Source organism: Bradyrhizobium sp. Ken01 (genome assembly GCF_055807355.1).
Genome location: NZ_JBVVPC010000009.1, coordinates 172,691 through 191,926 on the forward strand (window position 1 = coordinate 172,691; position 19,236 = coordinate 191,926).

Genomic DNA, 19,236 nt, shown 5'->3' on the forward strand with positions numbered 1-19,236 from the left:
TCGCGGCGTACTGGATGCCCCGCCGGAGCCTGTCATCGGGCTCGCCGAAGGCGAGACCCGGTGGCGGGGCATGACACTGTCGATATGGCGACGGCCCGCGTCCTACCCGATCACCCTGCCGAACTTGTTCGACTTCGGGAATCCCTTCGGCGCGAGGCGGCCGGCATCACCGCGGTTGCCGCGCCACTCGGCGAGCTCCTTCATGGTCGCAGAGAATTCGCGGCCCGCGGAGTCCTTCCAGGTCAGGCCCGCCTTGGCGTCGAACACGGCGACGTCGGAAAGACCACCGTCCTTGTATTTTTGCAGGCGCGCACCGCGGCCACGCGGCATCTCCTGCACCTGCTCGAGCGGGAAAAGCAGCATCTTGCGATTCTCGCCGATGACCGCGACGGTGTCGCCGAGCACCTCGGTGACCGTGCGCGCCTCATTCGGCATGTCGACGTTGAGGACCTGCTTGCCCTTCTTGGTGGTGCCGACGCAATCGTCCTCGTTGACGACGAAGCCCTGGCCCTCGTGGCTCGCGACCAGGAATTTGCGTCCGCCCTTGTTGACGAACAGCGTGACCGGCGCGGCCTCCGGCTCGAGATCGATGAACTGGCGGATCGGCTCGCCGTGACCGCGGCCGCCCGGAAGTTTTGCGACATCGAGCGAGTAGAATTTTCCATTGGTGGCGAACAGCAGCAGCTTCGAGGTCGTTTCCGCGAAGAACGCGAACCCGAGCTTGTCGTCCTGCTTGAAAGCCAGCCCCGAGAGATCCTCGACATGGCCCTTCAGGGTGCGGATCCAGCCCTTGTCGGAGACGACGACGGTCACTGGCTCGCGCTCGACCAGGGCCTCCTCGATCGCAGCGAGATCGTGCTCGGGCGCGTCCGCAAAGGTGGTGCGGCGCTTGCCGAGCGGCGTCTTCGGTCCGAACATGTCGCGGACCTTGCCGACCTGCTCGCCGACCTTCTTCCACTGCTCGGGTTCGGACGCCAGCAATCCCTCAATGCCCTTCAGCTCCTTGCGAAGATCCTTGTCCTCGCTGCGGATCTCCATCTCCTCGAGCTTGCGCAACGAGCGCAGCCGCATGTTGAGGATGGCTTCGGCCTGCACCTCGGTGAGCTTGAACGCCTTGATCAGCGCGGGCTTCGGCTCGTCCTCATTGCGGATGATCCTGATCACCTCGTCGATGTTCAGATAGGCAATCAGCAAGCCGCCGAGAATCTCCAGCCGGCGCTCGATCTCGGCCTTGCGATGGTTGGTGCGACGGATCAACACGTCGCGCAGATGGTCGAGCCATTCGCGCAAGCATTCCGCCAGCCCCACGACTTTGGGAATGCGGCCCTTGATCAGCACGTTGAGGTTCAGCGGAATCTTGTTTTCGAGCTCGGTCAGCCGGAACAGCGATTCCATCATCAGCGCGGGATCGACGTTCTTCGACTTCGGCTCGATCACGATGCGAACGTCTTCGGCCGACTCGTCCCTGATATCGCCGACCAGCGGCAGCTTCTTCTGGTCGAGCAGCTCGGCGATCTTCTCGATCAGCCGCGACTTCTGCACCAGAAAGGGAATCTCGGTGACGACGACGACCCAGGTGCCGCGCGCGCCCTCTTCCTGCTCCCATCGCGAGCGGACGCGGAACGAGCCGCGGCCGGTGGTGTAGGCTTCAGCGATCGCCTGCTTGGAATCGACGCAGATGCCGCCGGTGGGGAAATCCGGACCCTTGACCCATTTCAGCAAGGCCTTGGATTTCGCGTCGGGCTTCTCGATCAGATGCAGCGCGGCGTCGCAGAGCTCGGCGGCGTTGTGCGGCGGGATTGAGGTCGCCATGCCGACCGCGATGCCCTGCGCACCGTTGGCGAGCAGGTTCGGGAAGCCGCCGGGCAGCACGACCGGTTCTTTCGACTGGCCGTCATAGTTGGGACGGAATTCGACCCCGTCTTCGTCGATGCCGTCGAGCAGAAGCCGCGCGACGTCGGTCATGCGTGCTTCGGTGTAACGGTAGGCGGCGGGATTATCGCCGTCGATATTGCCGAAATTGCCCTGGCCGTCGACCAACGGATAGCGCGAGGAGAAGTCCTGCGCGAGACGCACCATGGCGTCGTAGATCGCCTGGTCACCGTGCGGATGGAACGAGCCCATCACGTCGCCGACGATTTTTGCGGATTTCTTGAAGCTGGTGCCGGGGTCGAGCCGGAGCAGGCGCATGCCGTAGAGGATGCGCCTATGCACCGGCTTCAGGCCGTCGCGGGCATCGGGCAGTGCGCGGTGCATGATGGTGGAGAGCGCGTATGCAAGATAGCGCTCTTCCAGCGCCTCACGCAGCGGCACCTCGTGAATTTCGGCCGGTTCCTCCGGCGGAATCAATCGTTTTCCCATGCCGCCCGGTTAAACCGTGGAAGCGAATCGGGCAAGGATCGATTGGTTCCCTGTGGGCGGCCTACTGGCCAGCCCAGCCTGCGGTGAAGGTCTGGGTGGGTGGCGCGGCTTTAGCCTGCGTGGTGCCCGGGGCATTGGTCAGGCACCGCCGCGCCGTCTCGATCTCGGCCTCCGTCGCGCCCTTGGACCGCGCCCATGCCTCTGCGGCTGCAGCGGAATATTTGGCCACATAGAATCTGACAACGGTGCAGGAGGCACGGCGAAAGACGCCCGGCTGCTCACCCGCAAGGGCGTCCGGCGCCAGCGCGATCAGCGCTGCCGATATCACAAGTCCCTTGATCAGCATCAGGATATCCCCGGTTGGAACCCCGGGGGCAAGTCACGGAAACCCGATTTCGTTCCACGGCGGGCCGCTATATTGCGACAATGCAGAGCCGCGCTAGGCTCATGGCGCGGGAATCGCGGCCTTTGCCTGCTGTCGCGTCAACGCGCTGATGAAGCCCGCCCGCGCGTCGGAATGGCCCTGCCCACGCGGCTCCAGCACGTGGCGCAGCAGGAACAGGCCGGTCAGTCGAAAGCCGTCCTGGAGATCCTGATCAGTGAGGTCGCCCTGCACCTCGCCCTGGCGCAGGAACGGCGGTAGCCGCAATAGGCGGTCGCGCCACGGCTCGCCCGCCCCGCGCGACACCGCGCCACCGGATTTGGGCGAGACGTAGATCAGGTCGGTGGTCTCTCCGGTCACCGCGCAGTTTTCCAGCGCCAGCCCAAAGCCGAGTTCGGTGAGCATTGCCAGTTCGAAATGGATCACGTGTACGGCGGCGCTGCCGATATCATCGAAATCGTCCAGCGAATGTTCGAGCAGCGCCAGGAGGTGTTCGTGCGGATCGCGCTCCGGCAGCAACCGCGCAATCGAAGCGAGATGAGTGATGCCGTAAACGCCGTGGGATGATCCCAGCAGCGTCGCGGCCCGCAGCTTCAGGCCTTCGATGGCATAGGTGCCGAGATGCTCGTCGAGCCGCGCCCGCCACACCACGCTGAGGCTGTTGCCGGGCTGCAGCAGCGGCCGCATCCGAGAGCCGGCGCCGCCGCGGACGAGACCGAGATGGCGGCCGTGCGCGCGGGTCAGCAGCTCGACGATGGCGCTGCTCTCGCCATGCCGCCGCACCCCCAGCACGATGCCTTCGTCGGTCCATTCCATCGGTGAAGTCTAGCGGATTCCGGTCTTCAATCGTAGGGCGGATTGGCCGAAGGCCGGAAGGTGAAGCGCCGCCAATCCACCCGACGCCTTACGCGTTGAACCAGCCCTGCGCGTCGCCGCGGAACGAGAAGTACAATCCCATCGCCGTCAGCACGCAGGAGACGATCTCGATGGCGCTGTCGAGTTCCATGCCTTTCTCCCCGATGATCTGGCCGAGCGAGATCACCGACAGTACGAGTGCTGCCGCCAGAACCCAGCGCGGCCAGTTCTTGCGCCCGCGCGCGGCCAGCCGCACGAAATAGACCAGCAGCAGGATCATGCCGCCGGCAAGCAGCGACGACGTCATGATCATCTGTTCGGTCATCTCGGCAGTCGGCGTGCGGTCCTGCACCGCCACCGACAAGGCATCCAGCATCAACGATGCATAGAGCAACGCTTCGAAGCGCCGTACGTTGCTTGGTACGCTCATCGCCGACCGATCTTTTCGTGGTTATTCTTTGGGAAATTCCAGGCCCATCTCGCGGTAGCGATCGGGATCGTCGCTCCAGTTCTCGCGCACCTTGACGAACAGGAACAGGTGCACCGGCACGCCCAGGATCTCGCCGATCTCCTTGCGCGAGTCCGCGCCGATCGACTTGATGGTGGCGCCGCCCGCGCCTAGCACGATCTTGCGCTGGCTCTCGCGCTCGACGAAAATCGTCTGCTCGATGCGCACCGATTTGTCCTTACGCTCCTCCCACTTGTCGGTCTCGACGGTGGACTGGTAGGGCAATTCCTGGTGCAGCTTGCGAAAGATCTTCTCGCGGGTGATCTCGGCCGCAAGCTGCCGCATCGGCGCGTCCGACATCTGGTCTTCGGGATAGAGGAACGGCCCCGGCGGCACGATCTCGGCCAGTGTATGCCTGAGGTCGTCGACGCCGTCGCCGGAGATCGCCGCGATCATGAAGGTCTTCGCGAAGGCCATGCGCTCGTTGGCGGCCTGCGCCAGCGCCAGCAGCTTCTCGCGCTGGACCAGGTCGACCTTGTTGATGACCAGAATCTTCTCGTGCTTGACGCTGGCGACCTTGGTGAGGATCGCCTCGGCTTCCTCGTCGATGCCGGCCTTGGCATCCAGCAGCACGCAGACGAGATCGGCGTCATGCGCGCCGCTCCAGGCGGTCGAGACCATGGCGCGGTCCAGCCGGCGCTTGGGCAGGAAGATGCCGGGCGTATCGACCAGGATGATCTGTGCGTTGTTCTCGATCACGATGCCGCGGATCAGCGCGCGCGTGGTCTGCACCTTGCGCGAGACGATCGTGACCTTGGCCCCGACCAGCGCATTGACCAGCGTGGATTTGCCGACGTTGGGCGCGCCGATCAGCGCGACGAAGCCGCAGCGCGTAGCAGTTGGCGCCTCGCCGCTTGCTTCAACCGTCATTGCCGCCGCCAACGCCTTCACGTTCGATCATCACTGAAGCTGCCACTTTCTCTGCCGCGCGCTTGCTGCCGCCGATACCTTCCGCCGGAGCGAGACCCGGCAGATCGACCGCGACGCGGAATTGCGGATCATGATGCGGGCCGGTGCGCTCGACCTCGCGATAAACAGGCGTCGGCAATCCCTTGCCCTGCGCCCATTCCTGGAGAACGGTCTTGGGATCGCGCAAGGGACGTCGCGGCTTGTGCATGCGCTCCGTCCAGTTGCGCTTGACGAAATCGGCCGCCGCCGCGTAGCCGCCATCGAGGAAGACGGCGCCGATCACGGCCTCGCAGATATCGCCGAGCACGCTCTTGCGCAGGCGCGCGTCGGCGCTGGAGCCGACCGAGCCGAGCTTGATGTCGTCGAGCAGACCGAGCGACTTGGCAACGTCGGCGCAGCTCTCCTTGCGCACCAGTTCGGCAAGTCGCTTGGACATCTCGCCTTCGTCGGCGTTCGGGAAGGCGTGATAGAGCATGTCGGAGACGACGAGCCCGAGCACGTGGTCGCCGAGGAATTCCAGCCGCTGATAGCTGTCACCGCGCTTGCGCCCGGACTTCAACGCGGAGACATGCGTGATGCCTTGCATCAAAAGGTTCGGATCGGCAAAGCTGTAGCCGATGCGCGCCTCGAGCCCCGCATTCGCATCCAAGCCCCTGGCCTTGCTGCTCCGCACCCGCTTCTTCTTTGCAGGCGCCTTGTTTTCAGGCGTCTTGCTCTCAAGGCTCTTGGTCGCAGCTTCGCCGTCGGGGCCCGCTTGCGCCTCGGTCGGCAGGGTTGCGATGTCCTTGGCTTCGTCTTTCATCGGACGATTTTGAAGAAGCGATTCCAGCGCACCGCCCAGGGCCAGCGCCAGAACATCCAGGCATGCTCGCCTTCGGCGATCGAGAAGAAGATCATCTGGGCGCGCCCGATCAAATTCTCCTGCGGCACGTAGCCAACCTGGCCAAGGAAGCGGCTATCGGTGGAGTTGTCGCGGTTGTCGCCCATCATGAAGAAGTGGCCGGTCGGCACGGTGTAGACGTTGGTGTTGTCGACGTATCCGTTGTCGGCGCAGTCCAGCGTTTCGTAGGACACGCCGTTCGGCAGCGTTTCCTTCCAGCGCTTCACCCGGGAGACGCCGCCGCCTTCGGCGCCGCAGGGGTCCTCGCCGACAAATTCGCTCATGCGCTGCCGCTCGACCGGCGTGTCGTTGATGTAGAGCAGCCCGTCCCGCATCTGGATGCGGTCGCCGGGCAGGCCGATCACGCGCTTGATGTAGTCGGTGGAATCGTCCTTCGGCAGGCGGAATACGACGATGTCGCCGCGGTTCGGGTCCGAGCCCCAGATGCGCCCCGAGAACAGCGGCGGCGAGAACGGGATCGAGTAGTGGCTGTAGCCGTAGGAATATTTCGAGACGAACAGATAGTCGCCGACCAGCAGCGTCCCCTTCATCGAGCCGGATGGGATGTTGAACGGCTGAAACAGGAAGGTGCGGATCACCAGCGCGATCAGGAGAGCGTGGATCACGACCCGGATCGTTTCGCCGACGCCGCTCTCAGTTTTCGTTCCTGAAGTCACGCTCATTGCTCTCTCAATTCCGGCGGGCGGTCACAGCGCGCCCTCCTCCCGCGAACAGCCCATCGCTCGCGGCCCAAGGAGATTGTCCTGATTCTGATAATGAGGGCCAATTCCGGCGTAAAGCCGAATTCGCCCAGCCTGATTTGCGTCCGCGGACTTTTAGACGGTTGTCGGAGGCCACGCAATCAAGGATCGCATCAAAACTGCCTAAGCATTTGATTTTGAATACGAATTATAAAATGATCGGTGCCTAATCAGGGTTTCGCCAGCGGCACGGCGGAAATGATGACGAAGGCCTGCGCCAACGGCCAGTCATCGGTGATCGACAGGTCGATCTGCGCCGCGAAGCCCTCCGGCGTCAGGGCCTGGAGCCGGGCCAGCGCCCCGCCCGTCAATTGCATCGTTGGGCGTCCTCCCGGCAGGTTGACCACCCCCATGTCGCGCCACCACACGCCGCGCCTGATGCCGGTGCCGAGCGCCTTGGAACAGGCCTCCTTGGCGGCGAAGCGCTTGGCGTAGGTTGCCACCACCATCTTCTCGTTCTTGGCGCGCCGCTCCGCCTTGGCCCGCTCGGCCGCGGTGAAGATGCGGTCGAGGAAGCGCTCGCCATGGCGATCGATCACCTTGCCGACACGGGTGATGTCGATCAGATCGGAGCCGATGCCGATGATCATGCCCGGCTCCGGCCGCGGTCCATCGCCGCGCGCATGCTGCGCACCGTCTCGGCGAGACCGACGAACAGGGCTTCGCCGATCATGTAGTAGCCGATGTTGAGCTCCATGATGTCCGGCAAGCCGGCGATCGTCTCCGCCGTCGCGTAGTCCAGCCCGTGTCCGGCGTGAACCTCCAGCCCCGCTTCCTTCGCCAGCTTCGCCCCTGCCACGATTCGCCGCCATTCGGCATCGGCCTTATCGGCGTGACCGTCGAGGACGGCGTCGCACCAGGCGCCGGTGTGGATCTCGATCACGGGCGCGCGCAGCCGCGCCGCCGTCTCGATCTGGGCGGGATCGGCCGCGATGAACAGCGACACCCGGATGCCGGCATCGTTCAGCCGCGCGATATAAGGCGCCAGCGCATTGTGCTGGCCGACGGCGTCGAGCCCGCCTTCGGTCGTCACCTCCTGGCGCCGCTCTGGCACCAGGCACACCGCATGCGGCTTGGTGGCGAGCGAGATGCGCATCATGTCGTCGGTCGCCGCCATCTCGAAATTGAGCGGCTTGGAGATCTCGGCTTTCAGCCGCGCCATGTCCTCGTCGCGGATGTGCCGGCGATCCTCGCGCAGATGAGCAGTGATGCCGTCGGCACCGGCCTCGATCGCCAGCAGCGCCGCGCGCACCGGATCGGGATTGCGGCCGCCGCGCGCGTTGCGCAGGGTCGCGACATGGTCGACATTGACGCCGAGGCGGAGCGGAGGTGCAGGCATTTCGGGACTCACGGAATCATAGGAATAGACCAAGACGGAAGGCGTCTATCCATTAACACGTTCGGCGCGGGCGACGACCGCCTTCGCGCGCAGCTGGGCCAGGATCGCGCTCAAATGCTTGAGATCGTAGACTTCGAGATCGATCGTCGTCTCCGTGAAATCCGGTGAGCGGCGCTGCATGCTGATGTTGTCGATGTTGCCGTCGTGCTCGGCGATTACGGTCGCGATCTGCGCCAGCGCGCCGGGCTCGTTGACGTTCTCGACCTTGATGCGGGCCGGGAAGCGCTGCGGCGCGGAGTCCTCGATGTCCCAGCGCACGTCGAGCCAGCGCTCCGGCTCTTCCTCGAAATCCTTCAGGGCCGGTGCCTGGATCGGGTAGATGGTGATGCCCTCGCCCGGCGTGACGATGCCGACGATGCGGTCACCGGGCACTGCGCCGCCGTTCGGCGCGAACTTCACCGGCAGGTCGGAATTGATGCCGCGGATCGGGATCGCGACCGGGCTGCGCGGCGATTCCGACGACTTCTCCTTGAGCTTGGCGGCAAGCCCCTTCTTGACGCCGTAGCGCGCGATGCGCTCCTCCTTGTAGTCGGGATACATCGCACGCGCGACGTGGGAAGCCTTGATCTCGCCGCGCCCCACAGCCGCCATGACGTCCTCGATCGAGGTCCGCGCGAGGCGCGGCAGCGCGCCTTTGAGCTTGTCGTCGGCATATTCGATCTTGGCGCGCTCGAACAGGCGCTCGACGATGCGTCGGCCGAGACCGACATATTGATCGCGCACCGCCGTCCTGGTGGCGCGGCGGATCGCGGCGCGCGCCTTGCCGGTGACCGCGAGCGTTTCCCAGGCGGACGGCGGCGCCGCTTGCGCTTCCGAGGTCAGCACCTCGACCTCGTCGCCGTTCTGGAGCTCCGAGGACAGCGGCGCAAACTGGCCGTTGATCTTGCAGCCTACCGCGCTGTTGCCGACGTCGGTGTGCACGGCATAGGCGAAGTCGATCACGTTGGCATGGCGCGGCAGCGCGATCAGCTTGCCCTTCGGCGTGAAGCAGAACACCTGGTCGTGGAACAACTCGAGCTTGGTGTGCTCGAGGAATTCCTCGGGATTGGCGCTCTCCGAGAGGATGCCGATGGTGTGGCGCAACCAGGCGAACGCATTGGACTCGCGCTTGAGGAATTCGGTCGGCGAGCCCACGCCTTCCTTGTAGAACACGTGCGCGGCGATGCCGCGCTCGGCGATCTGGTCCATCGCCTCGGTGCGGATCTGCAGCTCGACGCGCTGGTTGCCGGGGCCGATCACGGTGGTGTGGATCGAGCGGTAGTCGTTCTGCTTCGGCGTCGAGATGTAGTCCTTGAACCGCCCGGGCACGACCGGCCAGTTCGTGTGGACGATGCCGAGCGCGCGGTAGCAGGCCTCGATGTCGTTGACGACGACGCGGAAGCCGAAGATGTCGGACAATTGCTCGAAGCCGACCGACTTGCGCTCCATCTTGGTCCAGATCGAGAATGGCTTCTTGCGGCGGCCATAGACCCGCGCCCCCAGGCCGCGGTGGCGCAGATTGTTGGAGAGCTGGTCCTCGATTTCGCCGATCAGATTGCGGTTGCGCTCGGCCAGCGCATCGAGCCGCTGCATCACCACCGAATACGCTTCTGGATCGAGGGTCCGGAACGACAGGTCCTCCAGCTCCTCGCGCATCTCCTGCATGCCCATGCGCCCGGCCAGCGGCGCATAGATGTCGAGCGTCTCCTCGGCAATGCGCCGTCGCGATTCCGTCGGCACAAAGTCCAGCGTGCGCATGTTGTGCAGGCGATCGGCGAGCTTCACCAGGAGCACGCGGACGTCGTCGGCAATCGCCAGCAACAATTTGCGCAGATTCTCGGCCTGCTTGGCCTCCCGCGACACCAGTTCCAGCCGCTTCAGCTTGGTCAGGCCCTCGACCAGCGCGCCGATCTCGGGCCCGAAGATCTGGTCGATCTCGGCCCGCGTCGCTTCGGTGTCCTCGATCGTGTCGTGCAGCAGTGCAGCCACGATGGTGGCGTCGTCGAGCTTCAGGTCGGTGAGAATCGCCGCCACTTCGAGCGGATGCGAGAAGTACGGGTCGCCCGAGGCGCGGGTCTGCGAGCCGTGCGCCTTCATGGCGTAGACATAGGCGCGGTTCAGCAAATCTTCGTCGGTGTTGGGATTGTAGGACCTGACGCGCTCGACGAGGTCATATTGACGCATCATGCGGGCGCGAGGCTTCGCAGGGCGCGCCACCGGCGCAGTCGGGGCCACGGCAACCGATTCGGTTGCGGCCTGCATCTGCGTTGGTGTGCGGCGTCGATATACCATGCCGTCCTGCCTTCAAACGGACCACGACAGAGCCCGTTGTATACATCTTAGCTCCGATCGCGCGCGTGTCCGATCAATTCAGTGACAGGGACAGGCGCGAACCGACGACGCTATGGTAACCACGAAAACGCCAACAAAAGCAAAGGCCCGAACGACGGTTCGGGCCTTTGATAAGATCACAAAGAAGTCGATGAGCGCGATGGGACGATTTACTCGTCTTCCTCGGGCTGCTCCTCGGGCGGCGCGAGGCCTTCGAGACCCTTCAGGAGCTCTTCTTCCGTCATGCGCTCAACCGCGACTTCGGTATCGTCTGCATCCACGCTTGCACCGGCGGAACCGATCAGCGGCACGGTGTCCGGCTCGGGCTCGTCGACCTCGACGAACTTCTGCAGCGAGTGCACCAGCTCCTCGCGGAGGTCTTCCGGAGAAATGGTGGTCTCTGCAATTTCGCGCAAAGACACAACAGGGTTCTTGTCGTTATCGCGGTCAACCGTTAGTTGTGAACCAGACGAAATCATGCGGGCCCGGTGGGCGGCCAGCAGGACCAGGTCAAACCGGTTGTCGACCTTGTCGATACAATCTTCTACGGTGACGCGAGCCATCGACTGTCGCTCCGTTGTGGGTGGGACGAAATATGTGGATGAATGCCGGTAGTTATAGGGGCCGGGAGGGTTTCGCAAGGCCAATTTGTGATTTGGCCTCGCCAAACGGCTCTGCTACCCCCACATTGGGGCTGGGATGGGTGGTTTCGCGGTCTGCCGGCGACGGCAGCGCCGGGTCTGTGCAAGTTGGCCATAACTATACCTTGATTGCCCCGACTTCTCCGGATTTGCGGTTTCGACGGGTTTCGGCGGGACTTTAGAAGTGCGCGGCTTGCTGTCGCCGCGCCAACAATAAACGATCAATCACGAACTCTACGCGAGCAAACTGAATGTCACCTTCCTCTACCGACAAGATCGCGCTCTTCATCGACGGAGCCAATCTCTACGCGACGGCGAAAACTCTGGGCTTCGACATCGATTACAAGCGCCTGCTGAAGGAGTTTCAGAGCCGCGGGACGCTGCTGAGGGCGTTCTACTACACCGCGATCATCGAGGATCAGGAGTACTCCTCGATCCGGCCGCTGATCGACTGGCTCGACTACAACGGCTACACCGTCGTCACCAAGGCGACCAAGGAGTTCATCGACGCCTCCGGCCGCCGCAAGGTCAAGGGCAACATGGACATCGAGCTCGCCGTGAACGCGATGGAGCTCGCCGAGCACATCGACCAGATGGTGCTGTTCTCGGGTGACGGCGACTTCCGCTCTCTGGTCGAGGCCGTTCAGCGTCGTGGCGTGCGGGTCACCGTGATTTCCACGATCGCGAGCCAGCCGCCCATGATCGCCGACGAGCTGCGCCGCCAGGCCGACGTCTTCACCGACCTCGTCGAGCTGCAGTCAAAGCTCGGCCGCGACCCGTCGGAACGCCCCGCCCCGCGTGACCGCGGCGACCGCGAGGCGCGCCACCACGCTCCGCAGTTCCTCCAGCGCGCAACCACGATGGCGCCGGCGAGGGGCGATGACGACTTCGAGGAGTGAGGCGGCCCGGTCAAGCCGCCAGCCTCTCAGCCTCGTCCCCGACCGTGACTGTCCGCTCTGTCCGCGCCTGGTCGCCTTTCGCGAGGCGAACCGCGCGCGCGAGCCATTGTGGCACAATGCGCCGGTTGCGCCTTTCGGCGACATCAAGGCGCGCCTGCTGATCGTCGGCCTTGCGCCGGGGATGCAGGGCGCCAACCGCACCGGCCGTCCCTTCACCGGCGACTATGCCGGCGACCTGCTCTACGCGACGCTGCTCGAATACGGCTTCGCCAAGGGCCAATATCAGGCACGTCCCGACGACGGCCTGAAGCTGGTCGACTGTCGGATCGCCAATGCGGTGCATTGCGTGCCGCCGCAGAACAAGCCGCTGCCGGTCGAGATCAACACCTGCCGGCAGTTCCTCGTGGCGAATCTCGCAACGATGCCGAACCTGCGTGCGATCGTCGCCCTTGGGCGCATTGCGCACGACACCGTGCTCAAGCCGCTGAACCTGAAGGGATCGCAAGCCCCCTTCGGCCACGGCGCCGTGCATCAGGCCGGCGCATTCAGGCTCTACGACAGCTATCACTGCTCCCGCTACAACACGAACACCCGCGTGCTGACGCCGGACATGTTCCGCTCCGTGTTCGCGAAGGTGAAGGCCGACCTCGACTAATCCTTCGACAAATCCTTGGCCGGATTGGCCTTCAGCCAGTCCAGTACATCGCCGGCGTTCCGGTCGGGCGGAAACACCGGATAGAACACATGCGTGATCCTGGCGTCGTCGACGATCAGCGCGAGGCGCTTGATCAGCGTCAGGCCCGCGACCTCCATCGTCGGCAAATTCAGGGCGCGCGTAAGCGCCAGCTTCTCGTCCGAGAGCACCGGGAACGGCAGATGCAGCCGCGAGGCCATTTCGGTCTGGTATGCGTTGCTTTGGGTCGAGAGGCCGTACACCTGCGCGGCGCCGGCGGCCTTCAGCTCGGCGAACAGATCGCGAAATGCACAAGTCTGCGGCGTACAGCCGCGCGCGCCCGGGATCATGTCCCAATCGTCGACCAGCGCAATCTTGCCGGGCTCGCCGGTGCGCGGATAGGCGAACACCACGGTCCGGCCACGCAGCGCCGACAGCGCAACTGACGTGTCGTCAGTGGCGAGCAGGCTGACCGGCGGCAGCGTCATGCCTTTCAGGTGCGCGGCGCCGCCATCATCCGCGGGTGCGGGAATCCGGGTCCAATCGACCTCCAGCAGGTTTCTCTGAGTCATCCCGCTATCCCCTCGCCCGCATCAGGCGGCCCTTCTCCCGGCTCCAGTCGCGCTTCTTCTCGGACTCGCGCTTATCGTGCAGCTTCTTGCCCTTTGCAACCGCGAGCTGCAATTTGGCGCGACCACGCTCGTTGAAGTAAAGCTTGAGCGGGATCAGCGTCATGCCTTCGCGGTCGACCGCACCCATCAGCTTGTTGATCTGCTTGCGATGCAGCAGCAATTTTCGCGGCCGCTTGGGCTCATGATTGAAGCGGTTGCCCTGGAGATATTCCGGAATAGTGGCGTTGATCAGCCAGATCTCGCCGTCCTTGGAATCGGCGTAGGATTCCGCGATCGTGCTCTTGCCGTTGCGGATCGACTTGACCTCGGTGCCGGTCAACGCAATGCCGACCTCGATCGTATCCTCGATCGCATAGTTGAAGCGGGCCTTGCGATTTTCCGCCATGACCTTGATCGGACGTTCGTTCTTGTCAGCCATGGAAGACAAACCTGATCGAGATGCGCGAGGACGCTAACAGTTTGGATGAAGCGAGCGCGTCAAGACTTCTTGAGGAGATCGCGGATCTCGGTCAGCAGCTCGACCTCGGCCGACGGCTTCGGCGGAGCGGCAGGCCCGGCCTCGTCCTTGCGCTTCAACTTGTTCATGGCACGGATCACCAGGAACAGCACGAAGGCAATGATGATGAAGTTGATCGTCAGCGTGAGGAAGTTGCCCCAAGCCAAGACGGCGCCCTGCTTTTTCGCGTCCGCGAGATTTGCGGCGGTGACCTTGCCCGAAAGCGGCGTGAAGTAGTTCGAGAAGTCGAGGCCGCCGGTGGCCGCTCCGATGATCGGCATGATCACGTCGCCGACCAGCGACGTCACGATGGCGCCGAAGGCCGCGCCGATGATGACGCCGACCGCGAGGTCGACGACGTTGCCCTTCATGGCGAACTCGCGGAACTCCCTGAGCATCCGCGTGCCTCTTTCCTCGATCGCCATGAAAAATTCCCCGATCGGCTAGCGCGTCAGTTGATAAGGCCAGCATGAACCATCGCGCTGCGCACGGCAACGCGGGTCGGTTCGGTGACCGGCACCATCGGCAGCCGCAACGTCTCGTCCAGCTTGCCGAGCAGAGACAGCGCGTACTTGATCGGCGCCGGATTGCTCTCGATGAAGAGGTTGTTGTGGAGCGGCATCAGCTTGTCATGCAGCTTCAACGCGGTGGCATGGTCGCCTTTCGCCCAGGCGGCCTGGAACTCGGAGCACAGCCGCGGCGCGACGTTCGAGGTCACAGAGATGCAGCCATGGCCACCATGCGCCATGTAACCGAGGATGGTCGCATCCTCGCCCGAGAGCTGGTTGAAGTCCTCGCCCATCGCCGCGCGCTGCTGCGAGACGCGGACCATGCTGGCGGTGGCGTCCTTGACGCCGGCGATGTTCTTCAGCTCCCACAGCCGCGTCATGGTGTCGACCGACATGTCGATCACCGAGCGCGGCGGGATGTTGTAGATGATAATCGGAATCCCGATCGCGTCGTTGATCGCCTTGAAGTGCTGATACATGCCTTCCTGAGTCGGCTTGTTGTAGTAGGGCGTCACGACCAGAACCGCATTGGCGCCCGCCTTCTCGGCGTGCTGGGCGAGCTCGATCGCCTCCTTGGTCGAGTTGGAGCCGGCGCCGGCGACGACAGGCACGCGGCCTTTCGCTTCCTCGATGCACCATTCGACGACCTTCTTGTGCTCGTCATGGCTCAGCGTGGGGCTCTCGCCGGTGGTGCCGACCGGGACCAGGCCATTGGTGCCCTCTGAAATCTGCCAGTTGACCAGGGAGCGGAACGCCGCCTCATCCAGCGAGCCGTTCTTGAACGGCGTGACCAAGGCGGTGAACGATCCCCGGAATTTCGTCTTTGCTGCCATGGACTTCCTCCGTACGCGGCAATCTTGAGCGCAGGCCGCATTCATATCGGGTCTATCCCGCCGGTAAAAGACCCGCCTCCGCCTGACGCACCGTTTAGGCCGCGATTTTGCCGCGGTGGTGGTGCAAACCCGGCGAAGGTAAGCGGCTGTTGGTATTTTGTCCGCATATTCAATCAAATACAGCCAGATATTGTACAGCTGGGTCTTGAGCCAATTGACTGATTCGGGGCGACGAAACGCCGTGATCTCCTTTCCGCGCGCCGCATGGCGATCCGCCGGCCTGATCGTGTGCCTGATGGCAGGGCTGTCGGCCGGCTGCGCCGCCTGGGCCAAATCCAACGAGACAACGGCGGAGACTGCCAAGGAAACCCCGAAGCCCGCCGCCAAGGACACTGCGAAGGGCGCGCCCAAGGGAACCGGCAAGGAAACTTCGAAGGACGCCGCCAAGGGGGCAAGTAAGGGCGCAAGCAAGGGCGCGACCAGTCCCCCCGCCAAGGATGCCGCGAAGAAGCCTGCCAAGGATGCTGGCAAGGATGCTGGCAAGAACGCAGGCAAGAACGCAGGCAAGGAACCTGCGAAGGACAAGCTGAAGCCTGCGGCTCCCGCGCCAAAGTCAACGCCGACCGCTGGCGGCTCGGTCCCGAAGACCGCACCCGCGCCGGCTGCGACAGCCACCGTCAGACCGACCGCCCCGGCGCCCGCCAGACCCGTCGCGGCTCCTGTCCTGGCTCCGGCGACCCGCCAGCACGCCGCCCCGCGCAAACCGGTCACACCGGCTGCGATTGCCGCGACATCCTCGACGTCGCAAGCCGACAAGGACACGCTGGAGACCGTCATCGAGCTCGTGCGCAAGCGCAAGGCGGGCGATGCGACTAATGCCGCAGCCACGATCTCGGATCCCGTCGCGCGAAAACTCGCGGAATGGATCATCCTTCGCAGCGAGGACAATGGCGCGACTGTGGAGCGCTACCGCGCCTTCCTCTCCGCCAATCCGAGCTGGCCGTCGCAGACCTTCCTGCGTCGGCGCCTGGAGGCCGCGATGTGGGACGACAGGCGCGACGACCAGGTCGCATGGTCGTGGTTCGAGAACGAATCCCCCGTGTCCGCCAAGGGCCGCTTCACGCTCGCCAAGGCGATGCTGTCGCGCGGCGACCGCGCCAACGCCGAACGTCTGGTGCGCGATGCCTGGCGCAGCGACCCGATGTCGGAAGACACCGAGAACAACGCACTCGACCAGTTCGGCGCGCTGCTGACGCCCGGCGATCAGAAGGCGCGGATGGACACGCTGCTCTACGGCAGCGAGAACGAGGCCGCACTGCGTGCTGCGAAGCGCCTCGGAGCCGGCTACGTCGCCCTCGCCAAGGCCCGCATCGCCTCCCTCAAGAAAGCGCCAAACGCCCGTGCCCTGCTCGACGCCGTGCCGCGCGAGCTGCACGGGGATCCTGGCTTCATCTTCAGCAAGATCCAGCTGCTGCGCCGCGAGGAGAAATTTGCGGAAGCCGCCCAGCTCATGCTGTCGGCACCGAAGGATCCGGGCCGGCTCTACAATCTCGACGAATGGTGGATCGAGCGGCGCCTCCTGGCGCGCAAGATGATCGACACCGAGGAATTCCGCAGCGCCTATCTGATCGCGCGCGATGCGGCCCTGCCCTCGCGCGACATCTACAAGACCGAGCAGGAGTTCACCGCAGGCTGGATCGCGCTGCGCTTCCTCAACGATCCCGCGGCCGCTACCCAGCATTTTGCCCGCATCGGGATCGGCAGCGTCAATCCGACCACGCTGGCGCGCGCCGGCTATTGGCAAGGTCGCGCCGCGGAAGCTGCAGGCCGCCAGCAGGAGGCGCGCAACGCCTACGCACGAGCCGCCGAGCAATCCACCAGCTATTACGGCCAGCTCGCACGCGCCAAGCTCGGCCTGCCGCAGATCGAGCTCAACGCTCAGCCGCGCAGCCGCGGTGCCGAACGGCTGGAGATCGTGCGCGCCGCGCAGCTGCTCTACGAGTTCGACGAGCGCGAGATGGCGATACCGTTGCTCGCCGACATGGGCGAGAACGGCGATCCCGAAGCGCTTGCCGGCCTCGGCGAGCTCGCCCAGCGCCACAACGACGCGCGCGGCATGCTGCTGCTCGGCAAGGCCGCGCTCAATCGCGGGCTGCCGTTCGATTTCTATGCCTATCCCGTCAACGGCATTCCGCAATTCACGCCGATCGGCCCCGAGGTCGAGCGCAGCATCATCTACGCCATCGCGCGGCAGGAGAGCGCCTTCAATCCCCGTGTGGTCTCGCCGGCACAGGCCTACGGGCTGATGCAGGTGACGCCGGACGCTGCGCGCTATGTCTGCAAGCGGCACGGCGGGACCTACGATCTGGCGCGTCTGAAGAACGATTCGGCCTACAACGCCACGCTCGGCTCGGCCGAGCTCGGTGGGCTGCTCGAGGACTATCGCGGCTCTTACATCATGACCTTCGCCGCCTACAATGCCGGCCGCGGCAGTGTGAAGAAGTGGATCGATCGCTACGGCGATCCGCGCGACCCCAAAGTCGACGCGGTCGACTGGGTCGAGCTGATCCCGTTCTCCGAGACGCGCAACTATGTGCAGCGGATCATGGAGAACCTTCAGGTCTACCGCGCCCGCTTCGGCGGCGGCACGCGGTTGCAGATCGAGGCCGATTTGCGCCGCGGCGCCGGCAGCGTGGAATAGCGGTCATCCTCCGTCGGCACGCTGTTGGGAAGCCATTGGTCGCGAGCGCCATCGTCGCCGGGACTTGAGCCACTGAAGAAGAGCTGGAGTACGATCGCCAGGCGCGCTTTCTCGACACGCGCCTTCGTGACTGCCAGAACCTTGCGAACTGTCAGAACGTTGTGAGCTGCCAAGCTCTTCGGGCCTGCAGGGTCGCCGTCAATTGGCGAGCTCTCCCTTGCCCTGCGGCTCCAACAAGAAGGCGTCGATCCTTGCGGGTTTAACACCAGATAAGCGGGGGGCGCAGGTCTGCGTTCGTCAACGCGGGTCAGAACCGCGCGGTTGGTCGGGATGGCGTGCGCAGAGACCCCCTCTCCCGCAGCAGCTTCGATCCGGTCACGACGAACGATCGAGCAACGGACAGCCTCGCTCCGACGCCACCGCCATGGGCAGAGCCAAGAACAAGCAGCGCCGGCAAAAAGAAAAAGCCCCGGCGGTTTCCCGCCGGGGCTCTCTGTCAGGTCGTTAGACCGAACTTACCAGTTGCGCTGAGCGCGGAGGAGCATAACGACCGAATTCTGATCCTTCAGCTCGTAGGTCGCCGCCGGCTTGGCGGGAACCGCGATGGTCGCAGCCGGGGTCACCGTACCAGAGTACTTCTGGTCGAGATGAGTCCAGGCGACGTCCGCCGAGAACGTCAGGTTCTTGACCGGGGTCCAGCGGGTGATGATACCGACCTGACCGACGGCGAAGTCCGGGTTACAGGAGGTAACGCCAGCTGCAACGCCCGTCACGAACGCACCACCAGCGCCGCAGAGCGTGGTCTTGGCGAGAGTGCCGAACTGGGCCTGAGCGTAAGCACCGTAGATCGCGGTGTTCCAGTAGGGATCCCAGTTGTGGGTGTAGGCGCCACGGAAGCCCCAGGTCTTGACCGTCTCCTGCGACGAACCAGTGACATACACCGTGTCCGGAGCCGAAGCGAAGCCGAAGCTGCCGTAGGCACCCGCGAGACCCGTGCCGCCGAACATCGAGTAGGAGCTGCCCGCCAGGTTCTGGAAGTTGTAGCGGGTGGCACCGTCGGTGTAGACGCCCGAAATGTTGATCACGTCACCCGCACCAGTCGGGATGTTCTTGATCGACAGAGCCAGCTGAACTGCCCAGCCCCACTTGTCGTCGGGGTGGCCAGTGGCCTCGGATGCGCCGTAGTAACCAACGTGGTTGTCATGCGCAGCCACCGACGCCTGGAAAAGACCCCAGGCCTGATCGACACGCACCATACCAACGAGGTTCGGCGAACGGGTGCCGCCGATGGCGTTGGAGCCATAAGAGAAGCTGGCGGACGAAGCGCCGGTCATGTTCAGGTTGCCGGCCTGATAGTACGAGGAAACGTCTTCAGCCGAGAACGACGCCGTGACGCCCTGACCGAAGTCCGCGGTGTAGGTGAACTGGTTGACACCAGTGACCGTGCCGGAACCGCCGACGAGGCTGTCGAAGTTGTTGCCGGGATA

The 19,236-nt window shown here is 64.4% G+C and carries 19 protein-coding genes; 3 read left to right on the top strand and 16 right to left on the bottom strand.

Annotation, left to right across the window (positions count from 1 at the left end; genetic code table 11):
• Positions 1-102: 102 nt before the first annotated feature.
• From parC to rpoZ, 11 genes are all read right to left on the bottom strand, one after another.
• On the bottom strand, positions 103-2,361 hold the full coding sequence (parC, locus tag AC0L3S_RS12295) for a DNA topoisomerase IV subunit A (protein WP_473279244.1): 2,259 nt from the start codon (positions 2,359-2,361) through the stop codon (positions 103-105).
• Between the two features lie 61 nt (positions 2,362-2,422).
• Complete coding sequence (locus AC0L3S_RS12300) at positions 2,423-2,707, bottom strand: hypothetical protein (RefSeq protein WP_473259628.1); 285 nt, start codon at positions 2,705-2,707, stop codon at positions 2,423-2,425.
• 99 nt (positions 2,708-2,806) lie between these two features.
• Entirely contained in the window at positions 2,807-3,559 is a 753-nt protein-coding gene (gene recO, locus AC0L3S_RS12305) for a DNA repair protein RecO (RefSeq protein ID WP_473259626.1), read from the bottom strand.
• A gap of 88 nt (positions 3,560-3,647) precedes the next feature.
• Positions 3,648-4,028, bottom strand: coding sequence for a hypothetical protein (locus AC0L3S_RS12310; RefSeq protein WP_007603399.1), 381 nt, complete (start codon positions 4,026-4,028; stop codon positions 3,648-3,650).
• 21 nt (positions 4,029-4,049) lie between these two features.
• Positions 4,050-4,976 carry a GTPase Era gene (gene era / locus AC0L3S_RS12315; protein WP_007611165.1) on the bottom strand — a complete coding sequence of 309 codons (927 nt, stop codon included), beginning with the start codon at positions 4,974-4,976 and terminating at the stop codon, positions 4,050-4,052.
• The gene (gene rnc / locus AC0L3S_RS12320; RefSeq protein WP_473279245.1) at positions 4,966-5,817 is read right to left on the bottom strand and encodes a ribonuclease III; all 852 of its coding nucleotides are present in this window, start codon (positions 5,815-5,817) and stop codon (positions 4,966-4,968) included. The genes era and rnc overlap by 11 nt, the downstream gene beginning before the upstream one ends.
• Complete coding sequence (gene lepB / locus AC0L3S_RS12325; protein ID WP_473259622.1) at positions 5,814-6,578, bottom strand: signal peptidase I; 765 nt, start codon at positions 6,576-6,578, stop codon at positions 5,814-5,816. Before lepB ends, rnc begins: the two co-directional genes overlap by 4 nt.
• 248 nt (positions 6,579-6,826) lie before the next feature.
• Complete coding sequence (gene acpS, locus AC0L3S_RS12330) at positions 6,827-7,246, bottom strand: holo-ACP synthase (RefSeq protein ID WP_007611179.1); 420 nt, start codon at positions 7,244-7,246, stop codon at positions 6,827-6,829.
• Complete coding sequence (locus AC0L3S_RS12335; protein WP_473279247.1) at positions 7,243-7,995, bottom strand: pyridoxine 5'-phosphate synthase; 753 nt, start codon at positions 7,993-7,995, stop codon at positions 7,243-7,245. Before AC0L3S_RS12335 ends, acpS begins: the two co-directional genes overlap by 4 nt.
• A 45-nt stretch (positions 7,996-8,040) precedes the next feature.
• Positions 8,041-10,326, bottom strand: coding sequence for a RelA/SpoT family protein (locus AC0L3S_RS12340; protein ID WP_473259618.1), 2,286 nt, complete (start codon positions 10,324-10,326; stop codon positions 8,041-8,043).
• 209 nt (positions 10,327-10,535) lie between these two features.
• Entirely contained in the window at positions 10,536-10,928 is a 393-nt protein-coding gene (gene rpoZ / locus AC0L3S_RS12345; protein WP_007603391.1) for a DNA-directed RNA polymerase subunit omega, read from the bottom strand.
• A gap of 329 nt (positions 10,929-11,257) precedes the next feature.
• Between rpoZ and AC0L3S_RS12350 the strand changes: the two genes are divergently transcribed.
• Together AC0L3S_RS12350 and AC0L3S_RS12355 are read left to right on the top strand one after the other, a co-directional pair.
• Positions 11,258-11,905: a LabA-like NYN domain-containing protein gene (locus AC0L3S_RS12350; RefSeq protein ID WP_007603390.1), complete on the top strand. Its 648-nt coding sequence runs from the start codon at positions 11,258-11,260 to the stop codon at positions 11,903-11,905.
• Entirely contained in the window at positions 11,886-12,560 is a 675-nt protein-coding gene (locus AC0L3S_RS12355; protein WP_473259616.1) for a uracil-DNA glycosylase, read from the top strand. The genes AC0L3S_RS12350 and AC0L3S_RS12355 overlap by 20 nt, the downstream gene beginning before the upstream one ends.
• Here AC0L3S_RS12355 and AC0L3S_RS12360 read toward each other — a convergent pair.
• From AC0L3S_RS12360 to dapA, 4 genes are read right to left on the bottom strand one after another with little or no spacing between them, the layout of a single operon-like run.
• Positions 12,557-13,150, bottom strand: a complete 594-nt coding sequence (locus AC0L3S_RS12360; protein ID WP_473259614.1) for a peroxiredoxin — start codon at positions 13,148-13,150, stop codon at positions 12,557-12,559. The two genes, AC0L3S_RS12355 and AC0L3S_RS12360, sit on opposite strands and share 4 nt — an antisense overlap.
• A gap of 4 nt (positions 13,151-13,154) precedes the next feature.
• The gene (gene smpB / locus AC0L3S_RS12365) at positions 13,155-13,628 is read right to left on the bottom strand and encodes an SsrA-binding protein SmpB (RefSeq protein ID WP_007603387.1); all 474 of its coding nucleotides are present in this window, start codon (positions 13,626-13,628) and stop codon (positions 13,155-13,157) included.
• A gap of 59 nt (positions 13,629-13,687) precedes the next feature.
• Positions 13,688-14,104 (bottom strand): large conductance mechanosensitive channel protein MscL, encoded by a 417-nt coding sequence (mscL, locus tag AC0L3S_RS12370; RefSeq protein ID WP_473260095.1) that lies wholly within the window; start codon positions 14,102-14,104, stop codon positions 13,688-13,690.
• 53 nt (positions 14,105-14,157) lie between these two features.
• Positions 14,158-15,048 carry a 4-hydroxy-tetrahydrodipicolinate synthase gene (gene dapA / locus AC0L3S_RS12375; protein WP_473259612.1) on the bottom strand — a complete coding sequence of 297 codons (891 nt, stop codon included), beginning with the start codon at positions 15,046-15,048 and terminating at the stop codon, positions 14,158-14,160.
• A gap of 295 nt (positions 15,049-15,343) precedes the next feature.
• Between dapA and AC0L3S_RS12380 the strand changes: the two genes are divergently transcribed.
• Entirely contained in the window at positions 15,344-17,749 is a 2,406-nt protein-coding gene (locus AC0L3S_RS12380; protein WP_473260093.1) for a lytic transglycosylase domain-containing protein, read from the top strand.
• A gap of 515 nt (positions 17,750-18,264) precedes the next feature.
• On the opposite strand, the gene AC0L3S_RS12385 is transcribed toward AC0L3S_RS12380, so the two are convergent.
• Positions 18,265-19,236 (bottom strand): porin (locus AC0L3S_RS12385; RefSeq protein WP_473279248.1); only part of this gene is annotated, 972 nt, incomplete at its 5' end.

Coding starts and splice junctions, on each gene's coding strand:
- era (WP_007611165.1), bottom strand. CDS start 4,976: ATGACGGTTGAAGCAAGCGGCGAGGCGCCAACTGCTACGCGCTGCGGC.
- acpS (WP_007611179.1), bottom strand. CDS start 7,246: ATGATCATCGGCATCGGCTCCGATCTGATCGACATCACCCGTGTCGGC.
- AC0L3S_RS12335 (WP_473279247.1), bottom strand. CDS start 7,995: ATGCCTGCACCTCCGCTCCGCCTCGGCGTCAATGTCGACCATGTCGCG.
- AC0L3S_RS12310 (WP_007603399.1), bottom strand. CDS start 4,028: ATGAGCGTACCAAGCAACGTACGGCGCTTCGAAGCGTTGCTCTATGCA.
- AC0L3S_RS12360 (WP_473259614.1), bottom strand. CDS start 13,150: ATGACTCAGAGAAACCTGCTGGAGGTCGATTGGACCCGGATTCCCGCA.
- recO (WP_473259626.1), bottom strand. CDS start 3,559: ATGGAATGGACCGACGAAGGCATCGTGCTGGGGGTGCGGCGGCATGGC.
- AC0L3S_RS12340 (WP_473259618.1), bottom strand. CDS start 10,326: ATGGTATATCGACGCCGCACACCAACGCAGATGCAGGCCGCAACCGAA.
- AC0L3S_RS12300 (WP_473259628.1), bottom strand. CDS start 2,707: ATGCTGATCAAGGGACTTGTGATATCGGCAGCGCTGATCGCGCTGGCG.
- lepB (WP_473259622.1), bottom strand. CDS start 6,578: ATGAGCGTGACTTCAGGAACGAAAACTGAGAGCGGCGTCGGCGAAACG.
- AC0L3S_RS12380 (WP_473260093.1), top strand. CDS start 15,344: ATGGCAGGGCTGTCGGCCGGCTGCGCCGCCTGGGCCAAATCCAACGAG.
- dapA (WP_473259612.1), bottom strand. CDS start 15,048: ATGGCAGCAAAGACGAAATTCCGGGGATCGTTCACCGCCTTGGTCACG.
- mscL (WP_473260095.1), bottom strand. CDS start 14,104: ATGCTCAGGGAGTTCCGCGAGTTCGCCATGAAGGGCAACGTCGTCGAC.
- rnc (WP_473279245.1), bottom strand. CDS start 5,817: ATGAAAGACGAAGCCAAGGACATCGCAACCCTGCCGACCGAGGCGCAA.
- AC0L3S_RS12350 (WP_007603390.1), top strand. CDS start 11,258: ATGTCACCTTCCTCTACCGACAAGATCGCGCTCTTCATCGACGGAGCC.
- smpB (WP_007603387.1), bottom strand. CDS start 13,628: ATGGCTGACAAGAACGAACGTCCGATCAAGGTCATGGCGGAAAATCGC.
- AC0L3S_RS12355 (WP_473259616.1), top strand. CDS start 11,886: ATGACGACTTCGAGGAGTGAGGCGGCCCGGTCAAGCCGCCAGCCTCTC.
- rpoZ (WP_007603391.1), bottom strand. CDS start 10,928: ATGGCTCGCGTCACCGTAGAAGATTGTATCGACAAGGTCGACAACCGG.
- parC (WP_473279244.1), bottom strand. CDS start 2,361: ATGGGAAAACGATTGATTCCGCCGGAGGAACCGGCCGAAATTCACGAG.